Source organism: Streptomyces sp. NPDC079167 (assembly GCF_040686735.1).
Taxonomy (GTDB): Bacteria; Actinomycetota; Actinomycetes; order Streptomycetales; family Streptomycetaceae; genus Streptomyces.
In genome coordinates this window covers 142424-156561 of record NZ_JBFBLO010000013.1, presented here as the reverse complement: position 1 = coordinate 156561, position 14138 = coordinate 142424, and the positions used below count along the sequence as shown (strand labels likewise).

At 70.6% G+C, this 14138-nt stretch carries 12 protein-coding genes; 9 read left to right on the top strand and 3 right to left on the bottom strand.

Annotation, left to right across the window (positions count from 1 at the left end; all coding sequences use genetic code 11):
* Positions 1-67: 67 nt before the first annotated feature.
* From AB0P41_RS26355 to mutM, 4 genes are all read left to right on the top strand, one after another.
* A complete protein-coding gene (locus AB0P41_RS26355) occupies positions 68-733 on the top strand; it encodes a DUF177 domain-containing protein (RefSeq protein WP_356713564.1) in 666 nt (221 codons plus the stop codon).
* A 2-nt stretch (positions 734-735) separates the two neighbouring features.
* Complete coding sequence (rpmF, locus tag AB0P41_RS26350; RefSeq protein WP_003965982.1) at positions 736-909, top strand: 50S ribosomal protein L32; 174 nt, start codon at positions 736-738, stop codon at positions 907-909.
* A gap of 19 nt (positions 910-928) precedes the next feature.
* Complete coding sequence (gene rnc / locus AB0P41_RS26345; RefSeq protein WP_356713566.1) at positions 929-1750, top strand: ribonuclease III; 822 nt, start codon at positions 929-931, stop codon at positions 1748-1750.
* 74 nt (positions 1751-1824) lie between these two features.
* Positions 1825-2682 carry a bifunctional DNA-formamidopyrimidine glycosylase/DNA-(apurinic or apyrimidinic site) lyase gene (gene mutM / locus AB0P41_RS26340; protein WP_356713568.1) on the top strand — a complete coding sequence of 286 codons (858 nt, stop codon included), beginning with the start codon at positions 1825-1827 and terminating at the stop codon, positions 2680-2682.
* Positions 2683-2730: 48 nt separating this feature from the next.
* Here the strand turns inward: mutM and AB0P41_RS26335 are convergent, their stop codons facing one another.
* Entirely contained in the window at positions 2731-3675 is a 945-nt protein-coding gene (locus AB0P41_RS26335) for a CAP domain-containing protein (protein ID WP_356713570.1), read from the bottom strand.
* Between the two features lie 157 nt (positions 3676-3832).
* On the opposite strand from AB0P41_RS26335, the gene AB0P41_RS26330 reads away from it, so the two are divergent.
* The 4 genes from AB0P41_RS26330 to AB0P41_RS26315 all read left to right on the top strand — a co-directional run bounded on the left by AB0P41_RS26330 (position 3833) and on the right by AB0P41_RS26315 (position 10502).
* Positions 3833-4114: an acylphosphatase gene (locus tag AB0P41_RS26330; RefSeq protein ID WP_073745712.1), complete on the top strand. Its 282-nt coding sequence runs from the start codon at positions 3833-3835 to the stop codon at positions 4112-4114.
* 435 nt (positions 4115-4549) lie between these two features.
* Positions 4550-4762: a hypothetical protein gene (locus tag AB0P41_RS26325; RefSeq protein WP_033304037.1), complete on the top strand. Its 213-nt coding sequence runs from the start codon at positions 4550-4552 to the stop codon at positions 4760-4762.
* 309 nt (positions 4763-5071) lie between these two features.
* Complete coding sequence (locus AB0P41_RS26320; RefSeq protein ID WP_365934503.1) at positions 5072-8830, top strand: AAA family ATPase; 3759 nt, start codon at positions 5072-5074, stop codon at positions 8828-8830.
* A 253-nt stretch (positions 8831-9083) separates the two neighbouring features.
* On the top strand, positions 9084-10502 hold the full coding sequence (locus AB0P41_RS26315) for a sugar porter family MFS transporter (RefSeq protein WP_356713574.1): 1419 nt from the start codon (positions 9084-9086) through the stop codon (positions 10500-10502).
* Positions 10503-10667: 165 nt separating this feature from the next.
* Here AB0P41_RS26315 and AB0P41_RS26310 read toward each other — a convergent pair whose 3' ends face one another.
* Positions 10668-12059, bottom strand: coding sequence for a cytosine permease (locus AB0P41_RS26310; protein WP_365934500.1), 1392 nt, complete (start codon positions 12057-12059; stop codon positions 10668-10670).
* Between the two features lie 110 nt (positions 12060-12169).
* Between AB0P41_RS26310 and ftsY the strand changes: the two genes are divergently transcribed.
* Complete coding sequence (gene ftsY / locus AB0P41_RS26305; RefSeq protein ID WP_356713578.1) at positions 12170-13375, top strand: signal recognition particle-docking protein FtsY; 1206 nt, start codon at positions 12170-12172, stop codon at positions 13373-13375.
* 67 nt (positions 13376-13442) lie between these two features.
* On the opposite strand, the gene AB0P41_RS26300 is transcribed toward ftsY, so the two are convergent.
* On the bottom strand, positions 13443-14090 hold the full coding sequence (locus AB0P41_RS26300; RefSeq protein WP_356713580.1) for a bifunctional DNA primase/polymerase: 648 nt from the start codon (positions 14088-14090) through the stop codon (positions 13443-13445).
* Between the last annotated feature and the right edge of the window lie 48 nt (positions 14091-14138).

The following is a 14138-nucleotide window of genomic DNA, read 5'->3' as shown; positions in this document are numbered from 1 at the left end:
GTCCGCGATCCCGGCTGCCCTCTTTCCGTAAGGACAGGGGTGGCCCTCCCGAAGCCGCACCACGCACATGATCTCGAAAGCAGGAAAAGCCCTGAACGGCCACCTCGACCACCGCAGCCCTCTCGTGTTCGATACGCGCGAGCTGGGTCGGCGTCCTGGTGCCCTGAAGCGGCTGACCCGCACGGTGGAAGCTCCGAAGGACCTCGGTATCGACGGGGTCATCGGTGTGCAGGAGAACGCGCCCCTGGCGCTGGACCTCCGCCTCGAATCGGTCATGGAAGGGGTGCTCGTCACAGGCACCGCCCGTGCGACGGCCGAGGGGGAGTGCGTAAGGTGTCTGGAGCCGCTGGCCATCGAGGTCGAAGCGGACTTCCAGGAGATGTTCTCGTACCCTGACGCCGATGACCGGAACCGCAGCAGGACCGCGGACCCGGTCGACGACGCCGAGGACGACGAGGACAGGTTCTTTCTCGAGGACGACTCGTTCGACCTCGAGCCTGTGCTGCGTGACGCGGTGGTGCTCGCACTGCCGCTGCAGCCGGTGTGCAAGGAGACCTGTGCCGGTCTGTGTTCCGAATGCGGAATCAGGCTGGACGAGAATCCGGACCACCACCACGATGCCGTCGACATCCGTTGGGCGGCACTGCAAGGACTCGCCGAGACCGTTCAGGACGGCGAGAAGGACAACATGGGCGGCGCCGAACCGGGCGTCGACGAGAAGCAGGAGAAGTAGCCGTGGCTGTTCCGAAGCGGAAGATGTCGCGCAGCAACACGCGCCACCGCCGGTCGCAGTGGAAGGCTGCGGTCCCCACCCTGGTTTCGTGCGAGCGTTGCCAGGAGCCGAAGCTCCAGCACATTGCGTGCCCGAGCTGCGGCACCTACAACAAGCGCCAGGTCCTCGAGGTCTGAGCGGCTGGTGAGAGGCCCGATGTCTGAGTTGTCCAGCTCCAAGAAGACAGACAACATCAACACAGCCTCGTCCCACACGCTTCTGGAAGGGCGGCTCGGGTATCACCTCGAGTCCGCCCTTCTGGTGCGTGCGCTGACCCACCGCTCGTACGCGTACGAGAACGGCGGTCTGCCCACCAACGAGCGGCTGGAGTTCCTCGGGGACTCGGTGCTCGGCCTGGTGGTCACGGACACGCTGTACCGCACCCACCCCGACCTGCCCGAAGGCCAGCTGGCCAAGTTGCGGGCCGCGGTGGTCAACTCGCGTGCACTTGCGGAAGTGGGCCGCGGCCTCGAACTCGGCTCCTTCATCCGGCTCGGCCGTGGTGAAGAGGGCACGGGTGGCCGGGACAAGGCTTCCATCCTCGCCGACACCCTTGAAGCGGTGATCGGCGCCGTCTATCTCGACCAGGGCCTCAGCGCGGCCTCGGAGCTGGTCCACCGGCTCTTCGACCCGCTGATCGACAGGTCCTCCAACCTCGGAGCCGGCCTGGACTGGAAGACCAGTCTCCAGGAGCTCACCGCGAGCGAGAGCCTCGGAGTCCCCGAGTACCTCGTCACGGAGACCGGTCCCGATCACGAGAAGACCTTCACTGCTGCCGCTCGCGTCGGTGGTGTCTCGTACGGCACCGGCACCGGCCGTAGCAAGAAGGAAGCGGAGCAGCAGGCCGCCGAGTCCGCCTGGCGTGAGATCAGCGCCGCCGCGGAAGCACGGGAGGCCGCGGCCAAGGCCGTAGCCGACGGAGGGATCGCCGACATCCCTGCCGACCCGTCGCCGCACTCGGACGCGGCTCCTGCCTGAACCGTCCGAGAGCCCCCCGGTGCCTGGTGCACCGGGGGGCTCTCGCTGTCTCACCCTGTGCCGAAGGAGTCACCGTGCCCGAACTGCCCGAGGTCGAAGTCGTACGGCGGGGTCTGGAGCGCTGGACCGCCGGCCGCACCGTCGAGGACGTCGAGGTGCTGCATCCCCGTGCGGTGCGCAGGCACCTCGCGGGCGGCCCGGATTTCGCGGCCCGGCTCCGCGGTCTGCGCTTCGGCACGGCGATGCGCCGCGGCAAATACCTCTGGGTCCCGCTCGACGAGGCGGAGTCCTCGCTCCTGGGGCACCTCGGGATGAGCGGTCAGCTGCTCGTGCAGCCCGAGGAGGCCGCCGACGAGAAGCACCTGAGGATCAGGGTCCGCTTCGACGACGCGCTCGGCACCGAGCTGCGCTTCGTCGACCAGCGGACCTTCGGCGGGCTCTCGCTGCACGACAACACCCCCGACGGCCTGCCCGACGTGATCGCGCACATCGCGCGCGACCCCCTCGACCCGGCTTTCGACGACACCGCGTTCCACCTGGCGCTGCGCCTGCGCCGTACGACGGTCAAGCGAGCGCTGCTCGACCAGTCCCTGATCAGCGGTGTGGGAAACATCTACGCCGACGAGGCGCTCTGGCGCAGCCGGCTGCACTACGAGCGGCCGACGGCGACCCTGACCCGCCCGAAAACGGCGGAACTGCTCGGCCATGTCCGGGACGTGATGCGAGAGGCCCTCGACCAGGGCGGCACCAGTTTCGACAGCCTGTACGTCAACGTGAACGGCGAGTCCGGCTACTTCGACCGGTCGCTGGATGCCTACGGACGCGAGGACGAGCCCTGCCACCGCTGCGGTACGCCGATGCGCCGACGCCCGTGGATGAACCGCTCCAGCTACTTCTGTCCGCGCTGCCAGCGGCCGCCGCGGATCTCCTGACCTGGCCGGCCCGTCCGCCGCGCGGTCCCCGCCGGCCGCGCGGACGGCTCAGAAGCCGAAGTCCTGCGTCCACCAGGGGCCGCCGGAGCCGAGGTGGACCCCCACGCCGAGCGTCTTGTAATCGCAGTTGAGAATGTTTGCGCGGTGGCCGTCGCTGTTCATCCAGGCGTCCATCACGGCCTGTGCGTCGGCCTGGCCCCGGGCGATGTTCTCGCCGCCCAGACCCTGCACACCGGCTGCGGCGGCCCGGTCCCAGGGGGTCGCTCCGTCGGGGTCGGTGTGGCCGAAGAAGTCACGGGCCGCCATGTCCTCGCTGAAGTCCTGGGCGAGCGCGGTCAGCGAGGCGCTCGTGGTGACCGGGCTGCAGCCGACCTTCGCGCGCTCCTGGTTGACCAGGCTGAGCACGGTGGCCTGAGCGGCGGTGGCGGACGGGCTCGCCGGGGCGGTGGCCTCGCGGCCAGGGGCGGCGGACGAGGTCCTCGGAGCCGCCGGCTTGTCGTCCGCGGGGCTGGACGACGTGGTCTTCTCCGGCTTCGGGGCGGGGGCCTTCGTCCGCTCCGGAGCCTTCGTCGCCGGCTTCGTCGCGGTGGCGGACGGCTTCTTGGACGGCTTCTCGTCCGGGGTGGCCGAAGCGGACTTCGAGGGCGCGGCGGAACGGCCGGAACCCCGGTCCGCCTCGGCGGACGCGGAGGCAGAGGTGCGGCCGGTCGGCTCGGCGGACGACTCGCCCTGGGTCAGCAGGTCGGGAGCACCGCCGGCGTGGACCTGCTCGGCCGCACCGCCTCCGCTCACGCTGTAGCCGTCACCGCCGGGCAGCAGGCCCGAGGCCACGGCGACCGCTCCGACGGCCACGGCCGCTGACACGCCGAGGAGTCCGGCGCGTACGGGCAGGGCTCCGCGCTTCTTCCGGCGGGCGCCCCCGGGGCCGTTTTCCGCGTTCGCCGCGTGCTGCTCAGCGGCGGGGGCCGCGCCTGCGCGTCGATGCCGTCCCATGCGCTGTGCCTTCCTCGTGGTCCGGGGGGCGTCGTTCAGACGTCACCGCATCAAAGATCAAACTCACCCGTTCGGGTGAGCTATTGCGAGGGGACCTTACGCCATGGCGGATTGGGGCGGCGTGCTCCTCGATCAATTGGACGGTTAGCGTTCGGGTATGAACGAAGATGCACGACTGGTCGTATGGGTACGCGGCCGAGTACAGCAAGTAGGATTCCGCTGGTTCACCAGGGCAAATGCTTTGGAGATCGGAAACCTCACCGGTTTCGCCCTCAATCTCGACGACGGCCGGGTGCAGGTGGTGGCCGAAGGACCGCGTGAGAATTGCCACCGTCTGCTCGACTGGCTCGGCTCCGACGACACACCCGGGCGCGTGGACGGCGTCACTGAGATCTGGGACACGCCCCGCGGTGGATACGAGGGGTTCGCGATCCGCTGATCACACCGGGGAGATGCGGGCCGGACGCGCTGTGCGCACGGACGGAGGCGAGCGGTGAGCAGAGGGCCGCGGAAGACCTCGCACCCGAAATGACCTGCGGGGGAAGCCGGCATCCGGACATGGTTGCCAAGAGCGGCGCGCCGTGCCAGGCTGCGACATTGACGAAGATCTCCACACCCTTCGGGACCCGCAGGAGAGTCGCGCCGCATGATCGTCAGGCCGCGCGCCCCCGGGACACCCGGCCCACCGGCGTGTGATCGTGTTGACCGTCAAACTTTTTGGTGAGACGCTGAAAACCCCGCGCACCTTAGCTGTTCGGCAGAGCTGGTGACAGCAGAACAGCAGTGAATTCACAGCACTGCCGAGACCGCGGGTGCGATTCCCTCACGACCCACACCGCATCGGTCGGTCACTCAGTGTGGAGGACCTTTCATCATGGCAAAGGCGCTTCTCGGTTACGTCGGCGGTTCCGATCCGCGACTCCTCGCCGAGATGCGACGGCTCCAGAAGCGCGTCCAGGACCTGGAATCCGAGCTCGTACGGATCCAGGACGAGAACGACGCGCTCAACGCCGCCGCCCAGCACCAGGAGTCGCTGCTCGACAGCATCGACATCGACGTACCCCAGGCGGAGCCCGCGCTGACCTGACCCCACGGCCCTGCCGGGGCCGGTCGGGCCACACGCCAGCCGCTCGGGATCAACCACCGAAGTCTTCGTCACGGATCGTCGTCCTGGAACACCGAGGACTGCTCGTGATCCGGTTTGCCAGCGATCCGTAACGCAGGACTGTGCTCGGACCACTGCACAGCAGCACCGTGCAGGATTCACAAGGGACGCTCCGGCGTCCCTTCTTTCTTTCCCCCCGGGCCGTTATCGGCCTGTCGCTCTTCGCTTACCGTCTGATGTGCCCTGCACCTTCATCAGCGAAACCGAGAGCGAAAGGTAGAGTCCGGCGGCGTGCACCTCAAGGCCCTGACCCTCCGTGGTTTCAAATCGTTCGCCTCCGCCACCACTCTGCGCTTCGAACCGGGGATCACCTGTGTCGTCGGACCCAACGGGTCGGGCAAATCCAATGTGGTGGACGCCCTTTCCTGGGTCATGGGGGAGCAGGGAGCCAAATCCCTGCGCGGCGGCAAGATGGAAGACGTGATCTTCGCCGGCACCACGGGAAGGCCGCCTCTCGGCCGCGCGGAAGTGTCGCTGACCATCGACAATAGCGACGGCGCGCTGCCCATCGAGTACGCCGAGGTGACGATCACCCGGATCATGTTCCGCAACGGCGGCAGCGAATACCAGATCAATGGCGACACCTGCCGGCTGCTCGACATCCAGGAACTCCTCTCGGACTCCGGTATCGGCCGCGAGATGCACGTCATCGTCGGCCAGGGCCGTCTGGACTCGGTCCTGCACGCCGATCCGACGGGGCGCCGCGCCTTCATCGAGGAGGCGGCGGGTGTGCTCAAGCACCGTAAACGCAAGGAGAAGGCGCTGCGGAAGCTGGAGGCGATGGGAGCCAACCTCGCCCGCGTCCAGGACCTCACCGACGAACTCCGGCGCCAGCTCAAACCGCTGGGCCGGCAGGCAGCCGTGGCCCGCCGGGCCGCTGTCATCCAGGCCGATCTGCGGGACGCCCGGCTGCGTCTGCTCGCCGACGACCTGGTGCGGCTGAGGGAGGCGCTGCGTGGCGAGATCGCCGACGAAGCGGCCCTCAAGCAGCGCCGGGAGGCTGCTGAGGCCGACCTCAGGACGGCACTGGCCCGCGAGGCGGACCTGGAGGACGAGGTGCGCCGGCTCGCGCCGCGGCTGCAGCGGGCCCAGCAGACCTGGTACGAACTCTCCCAGCTGGCCGAACGCGTGCGGGGCACGATCTCGCTCGCCGACGCCCGGGTGAAGAGCGCCACCGCCGCACCGGAGGAGGAGCGGCGGGGCCGGGACCCCGAGGACATGGAGCGTGAAGCCGCCCGGATCCGTGAGCAGGAGGCGGAGCTGGAGGCCGCGCTCGAAGCGGCCGAGCACGCCCTGGAGGACACCACCGCCCACCGCGCCGAACTGGAGCGGGAGTTGGCCGCCGAGGAGCGCAGGCTCCGGGACGCGGCCCGGGCCATCGCCGACCGGCGCGAAGGGCTCGCCCGGCTCACCGGCCAGGTCAATGCCGCCCGCAGCCGGGCGGGTTCGGCGCAGGCCGAGATCGACCGGCTGGCCGCGTCGCGGGACGAGGCGCAGGAGCGAGCGGTCGCCGCCCAGGAGGAGTACGAGCAGCTCAAGGCCGAGGTCGAGGGGCTGGACGCGGACGATGCCGAGCTGGCGGAGCAGCACGAGGCCGCCAGACGGGAACTCACCGGGGCGGAGGCGGCCCTGAGCGCGGCGCGCGAGGCGGTCACCGCGGCGGAACGCAGCCGCGCGGCGGTCTCCGCCCGGCACGAGGCACTGTCGCTGGGCCTCCGCCGCAAGGACGGCACCGGGGCGCTGCTCGGTGCCGGGGACCGGCTCACCGGACTGCTCGGACCGGTCGCGGAGCTGCTCACGGTGGCCCCGGGTCACGAGGTCGCGGTGGCCGCCGCCCTGGGCGCGGCCGCCGACGCCGTCGCTGTGACGGGTCCGGCAACGGCGGCGGACGCGATCCGCCTGCTGCGTAAGCAGGACGCGGGGCGCGCGGCGCTGGTGACGGGCGGAGCGGCGGGCGGACAGGTGCCCGCGCAGGGTACGGAGCCGGCGCCGGATCCCTTCGACGGCCCCGCGGGACAGGTGCCCGGTCAGACCACAGGGCTGGAGCAGGATTCTCCGGCCGTCACGCTCTCCGGGCCGGAGCAGGATTCTCCGGCCGTCAGGGTCTCCGGCGCGGAGCAGGACTCCCCGGCCGTCACGGTCTCCGGCGCGGCACCGGCAGGCCCGGCCGTCACCACCGGGGGACCCCCCGCGCCCGCCGTCGCGAGCCTGGTGCGGGGGCCCGCCGAACTGGTGGCGGCCGTGCGGCGGCTGGTGCGTGACATGGTCGTCGTCGGCACCCTGGAGGACGCCGAGGAACTGGTCGCCGCCCACCCCGGGCTGACCGCCGTCACCGCCGAGGGCGATGTGCTGGGCTCCCACTTCGCCCACGGTGGATCCGCCGCGGCACCCAGCCTGCTGGAGGTCCAGGCGTCCGTCGACGAGGCGGCAGCCGAGCTCGCCGAGCTCGCCGTGCGCTGCCAGGAACTCGCCTCGGCCCAGCGCGCCGAGGCCGCACGGCGCGGCGAGGCCGCCGCCCGGGTGGAGGAGCTGGGTGACCGGCGCCGGGCCGCCGAGCGGGAGAAGTCGGGGGTGGCACAGCAGCTCGGACGGCTGGCCGGGCAGGCGCGTGGCGCCGTGGGAGAGGCCGAGCGGATGACCGCGTCCGCCGCCCGGGCCCAGGAAGCGCTTGAGCGTGCCACCGAGGAGGCCGAGGAGCTGGCGGAACGGCTGCTGGTCGCGGAGGAGACCCCGGTCGAGGAGGAGCCCGACACCTCCGTACGCGACCGCCTCGCCGCCGACGGGGCCAACGCACGCCAGACCGAGATGGAGGCCCGCCTCCAGGCCCGTACGCATGAGGAGCGGGTCAAGGCGCTCGCCGGACGGGCCGACGCCCTCGACCGCGGGGCCCGGGCCGAGCGCGAGGCGCGCACCCGTGCCGAGCAGCGCCGTGCCCGGCTGCGCCACGAGGCGGCCGTGGCCTCCGCCGTGGCTTCGGGCGCGCGGCAACTGCTCGCCCATGTCGAGGTCTCGGTCGTACGGGCGGACGAGGAACGGACCCGCGCCGAGGCGGCGAAGGCCGAGCGTGAGCGGGACCTGGCGGCCGAACGCGGCCGCGGCCGCGACCTCAAGAGCGAGCTGGACCGGCTCACCGACTCGGTGCACCGGGGCGAGGTGCTCGGGGCGGAGAAGCGGCTGCGCATAGAGCAGGTGGAGGCCAGGGCGCTGGAGGAGTTCGGCGTCGAGCCCGCCGGCCTGGCCGCCGAGTACGGTCCGGAACAGCCGGTGCCGCCGTCGCCCGCCGCCGAGGGCGAGGAGCTCCCGGCGGATCCGGAGGACCCGCGCAACCAGCCGAAGCCGTTCGTCCGGGCCGAGCAGGAGAAGCGGCTGAAGGCGGCCGAACGGGCGTATCAGCAACTCGGGAAGGTGAATCCGCTCGCCCTGGAGGAGTTCTCGGCGCTGGAGGAGCGGCACAAGTTCCTCTCCGAGCAGCTCGAAGACCTGAAGAAGACCCGGGCCGATCTGATGCAGGTGATCAAGGAGGTCGACGAGCGGGTCGAGCAGGTGTTCACGGAGGCGTTCCGGGATACCGCACGCGAGTTCGAAGGCGTCTTCTCCCGGCTCTTCCCCGGTGGTGAGGGCCGTCTCATCCTCACCGACCCGGACAACATGCTGACGACCGGTCTCGACGTCGAGGCCAGGCCGCCCGGCAAGAAGGTCAAGCGGCTCTCCCTGCTGTCCGGCGGCGAGCGATCCCTTACGGCCGTTGCCCTGCTGGTCTCCATCTTCAAGGCCAGGCCGAGCCCGTTCTACGTCATGGACGAGGTGGAGGCGGCCCTCGACGACACCAATCTGCAGCGGCTGATCCGGATCATGGTGGAGCTCCAGGAGAGCTCCCAGCTCATCGTCATCACGCACCAGAAGCGGACGATGGAGGTCGCCGACGCGCTGTACGGGGTCTCGATGCAGGGCGACGGAGTCTCCAAGGTGATCAGCCAGCGGCTTCGCTGAGCCCTTCGTACATCGGCTGACGGGTGGTCACACCCCCTTCACCGAATCTTCGACACTTCAACGCACCTTCTGGACACTTCTGGGTACTCGTGAGGCATCGCTTCACTCGGACCCGAGTCTTGACTTCGAGACTTGAACACATAACCTCAGCAATGTTGTTTTTACCTTCAAGTGGTGGTCAGCTGAAAGTTGTGCGCCACTAGGAGGGCTCACCCCCCACACCTGACGTTGCGGCCAGGTACCAGGAGTTCATGTGACCAGCACAGCGCGCGGACCGGAGTCCGGAGCCCGGGAGGCCCACCCGGACCACCTCGGCCATGTCATCTTCATCACCGCAGCCGCAGCGATGGGCGGCTTCCTCTTCGGCTACGACAGCTCCGTGATCAACGGTGCCGTCGAGGCAATCCGGCACCGCTACGACATCGGGTCGGGAACGCTCGCACAGGTGATCGCGATCGCGCTGATCGGCTGTGCGATCGGCGCGGCGACGGCGGGGCGGATCGCCGACCGGATCGGGCGCATCCGCTGCATGCAGATCGCGGCGGTCCTCTTCACCATCAGCGCCGTCGGCTCAGCGCTGCCGTTCGCCCTCTGGGACCTCGCCATGTGGCGGGTCATCGGCGGCTTCGCGATCGGCATGGCCTCCGTCATCGGCCCGGCCTACATCGCCGAGGTCTCACCGCCCGCCTACCGCGGCCGCCTCGGCTCCTTCCAGCAGGCGGCCATCGTCATCGGCATCGCCATCTCCCAGCTGGTCAACTACGGCATCCTGCAACTCGCCGACGGTGACCAGCGCGGCAAGATCGGCGGCTTCGAGGCATGGCAGTGGATGCTCGGCGTGATGGTCGTGCCGGCGATCCTGTACGGGCTGCTGTCCTTCGCGATCCCCGAGTCGCCGCGCTTCCTGATCTCCGTCGGGAAGAGGGACCGGGCCCGGAAGATCCTCGAAGAGGTGGAGGGCAAGAACGTCGATCTCGACGCGCGTGTGAACGAGATCGAGACGGCCATGCGCCGTGAGCACAAGTCGAAGTTCAGCGACCTGCTCGGAAGCCGCTTCGGCTTCCTGCCGATCGTCTGGGTCGGTATCGGTCTGTCGGTCTTCCAGCAGCTCGTCGGCATCAACGTGGCGTTCTACTACTCGGCGACGCTGTGGCAGTCCGTCGGCATCGACCCGTCCGGCTCGTTCTTCTACTCCTTCACCACATCGATCATCAACATCATCGGCACGGTGATCGCCATGATCCTGGTGGACCGGGTGGGCCGTCGGCCGCTCGCGCTCATCGGCTCCACCGGTATGGCCATCGCCCTGGCGTTCGAGGCGTGGGCGTTCTCCGCGGATCTCGTGGACGGCAAGCTGCCGAGTACCCAGGGCGTCGTGGCACTGGTCGCGGCCCACGTCTTCGTGCTCTTCTTCGCCCTGTCATGGGGTGTCGTGGTCTGGGTCTTCCTCGGCGAGATGTTCCCGAACCGGCTCCGCGCCGCCGCACTCGGTGTCGCCGCCTCCGCGCAGTGGATCGCCAACTGGGCCATCACCGCGAGCTTCCCGAGCCTGGCCGACTGGAACCTGTCGGGCACCTACATCATCTACACCTGCTTCGCCGTGCTCTCCATCCCCTTCGTGCTCAAGTTCGTGAAGGAGACCAAGGGCAAGGCGCTGGAGGAGATGGGCTGATCCCCGCTGCCCCTCTCCTCGACCCCGCTGCCCCGGTCCGGCCCATGCCGGCCCGGGGCAGCGTTCTGTCGTGCCGGGAAGTGCGGGAACCGCGGGAAGCGCCGGGAACTGCCGGGAGCGCCGGGGAGTGCCGCCGACTGCCGGGCGCAGTCCGCCGATACGGCGTCAGGACCGAGTGGGCGCGCCGTCCGTCCCCCCAGCCGGGCGCGGCAGCGCCGCGTACACCCCCGCCGCGACGAGGATCGTGGCCGCCCAGCCCAGGCCGTGACGCCCGATCCAGCAGCCGGCGAGCGGGCCGGCGAACCACTCGACATCGGTGAACAGCAGCCCGGTCACCAGCGCCGCTCCCCAGGCACCCATGGCCTGCCGGCCGAATCCCCCGGCGTACCAGTAACCGCTGCCCGGAGTGGTGTCCATGAGGGCCTCGGCGTCGTACGTACGGCCACGCAGCAGATCGACGCCGAAGACCCCGGCCCAGGCGGAGAAGGTCACACCCAGCAGGGTCAGGAACGAGAGGAAGGTGTCGACGAAACTCGTCGCCACCATCATCAGGGCCCCGCCCAGCAGCAGGCTGATCGCCGCGTTCACCCCCACGGCCCAGGCGCGGGGCACCGCGAACCCGAGGGTCTGCGCGGTGAATCCGGCGGAGTACATCGACATCGCGTTGATCAGCACCATGCCGACGACGGCGGTCAGGAGACAGGGCACCGAGAGCCACTTCGGCAGCAGCTCGCCGATGAACGCCACGGGATCCTTGGTGACGGCCAGGTCCGGTGAGCTCACCGCCATCACCGCGCCCATCATCACCAGCGGCGCCACCGTGACCAGCGCCCCGCCCACGGTCGCGCCGACCATCGCCCGGCCGGACGCGGAGCGCGGCAGGTAGCGGGCGAAGTCCGGGGCGGAGGGGACCCAGCTGATGCCCCCGGCGGCCAGAGTGCCCATCCCCGCGATCATCATCGCCGCCGGGCCCGGCGGCCGGTCCAGGACGGTCCGCCACGGGGTCGAGCCGATCAGATGGACCAGGACCAGGAGGCTCGCCGCTCCGAAGAGCCGGACGGAGACCCAGGAGGCCACCCGGAGCGCTCTGATCCCGAGCGCCGAGACGAGGAAGCCCGCTGCGACGAAGGCCGTCAGGACGACCAGAACCAGCGCGTGGGTACGCCGGATGCCGAACAACAGATCGAGTACGGCCAGGAGGGCGTAGGAGCCGGTGACGGCGTTCACGGTCTCCCATCCCCAGCGGGCGACCCACAGCAGGGCTCCGGGGAAGAGATTGCCGCGCTGCCCGAAAACCGCCCTGGACAGTGCCATGCCGGGCGCCCCGCCGCGTTTGCCCGCGATCGACACGAGGCCGACCAGCCCGAACGAGAGAACGGGGGCCGCCACCGCCACGGCCAGCACCTGCCAGAGATTCAGCCCGTTGAAGACGGTGAGCCCTGCCCCCACGGTCAGCAGCAGTACCGTCATGTTCGCCGTCACCCAGGTGGGGAAGAGGGCCCGGACCCGGCCGGTGCGCTCGTCATCGGGGACGGGATCCAGGCCGCGGTTCTCCACGGGCAGCAGCGTACCTTTACGCCCAAACGTGGCATACCGGCCATGCGGTCGACACCCGGCGCCCTCCAGGGCCGCGCCGGACCGCGGCCGTGGCCGATACTGGACGCGTTATGGAAATCGTCATCCTTGCTGTAGTCATCGCACTGGTCGCGGTCGGCCTGATCACCGGGCTCGTGGTCAGCAGCCGCAAGAAGAAGCAGCTGCCGCCCTCGGCGCCGTCGAGCACGCCGACCCTCACTCCTCCCGCCGAGCCCCGCGTCGGCGAGGAGGCCGAGACGCCGCGCGACGAAGCGCGGCGCACCATCGAGGAGGTCGGTCTCCCCGGCGCCGGGACTCCCGTCGAGGAAGCTCCCGTCGTCATCGAGCCGGAGGTTCCCGAGCTCGAAGTCCCCGAGCCCACCGCGGGCCGCCTGGTGCGGCTCCGCGCCCGGCTCGCCCGTTCGCAGAACTCCCTGGGCAAGGGGCTCCTCACGCTCCTGTCCCGCGACAACCTCGACGAGGACACCTGGGAGGAGATCGAGGACACCCTCCTCACCGCCGATGTCGGCGTCGCTCCCACCCAGGAGCTGGTGGAGCGGCTCCGCGAGCGGGTCCGTGTCCTCGGCACCCGTACGCCCGACGAACTGCGCACCCTGCTGCGCGAAGAACTCGTCACCCTGCTGGGTCCCGGCTTCGACCGCGCGGTGAAGACCGAGGGCGGCGAGGCGACGCCCGGCGTCGTGATGGTCGTCGGGGTCAACGGCACCGGCAAGACGACCACCACGGGCAAGCTCGCACGGGTGCTGGTCGCCGACGGCCGGAGCGTCGTGCTCGGCGCCGCGGACACCTTCCGCGCCGCCGCCGCCGACCAGCTCCAGACCTGGGGCGAGCGCGTCGGTGCCCGTACGGTGCGCGGCCCCGAGGGCGGTGACCCGGCGTCGATCGCCTTCGACGCGGTGAAGGAGGGCATCGCCGAGGGTGCCGACGTGGTGCTCATCGACACCGCGGGCCGGCTGCACACCAAGACCGGCCTCATGGACGAGCTCGGCAAGGTCAAGCGGGTCGTCGAGAAGCACGGCCCGCTCGACGAGATCCTGCTCGTCCTCGACGCCACGACCGGACAGAACGGCCTCGTCCAGGCGCGGGTCTTCGCCGAGGTGGTCGACATCACCGGCATCGTGCTCACCAAGCTGGACGGCACCGCCAAGGGCGGCATCGTGATCGCCGTCCAGCGTGAGCTGGGTGTCCCCGTGAAGCTCATCGGTCTCGGCGAGGGTCCGGACGACCTCGCCCCGTTCGAGCCGGGCGCCTTCGTCGACGCGCTGATCGGCGACTGACCGGCCGTACCCCCGCGTACGCGCGAAGGGCGGTGGGCCCCGGGAGGGGTTCACCGCCCTTCGGCGTTCACCACCGGTGGCATATGTACGCGAGCGTGCCCAGCAGCAGCCGGGCCTGCGGGGGAGCGGCGGCCGTGTCCGGCACCGGCGGGCGCAGCCAGCGGACCGGGCCGAGGCCGCCGAGGTCCGACGGGGGAGCGGTGACGTACGCGCCACGGCCCAGGGCGCGCAGGTCCAGAACCGCGTCGTCCCAGCCCATCCGGTAGAGCAGCCCGGGAAGTCCCGCCGCCGCCCCCGGCGCGACGAAGAACTGTGTACGGCCGGTCGGTGTCACCGACACCGGGCCCAGGGGCAGTCCCATCCGCTCCATCCGCACCAGCGCGCGCCTGCCCGCCGCCTCGGGAACATCGAGGACGTCGAAGGAACGGCCGACGGGGAGCAGCATCGAGGCGCCCGGCACCTCGGCCCAGGCGTCCGAGGCCGTCCCCAGGGTGGCGCCCGGCGGCACCTCGCGGGCGAAGTCCAGCGGATGCGCGCCGGGGGCGGCGCACGCGGGGTCGCCGCAGGAGCAGACGCCCGCCGCGGCACGCGCGCCCGGAGCCACCGCCCAGCCCCAGAGTCCTGTGTACTCGGCCACCGCGGTCGCCCCGGCCGTACGCCCGCGCCGCCGCGTGCCGGACCGCATCTCCCGGATGCCGCCGATCGTGAAGCCCATGCCCCCTCCAACGGGTCCGACTCACCGGTGGTTACGACCCGGAGCACC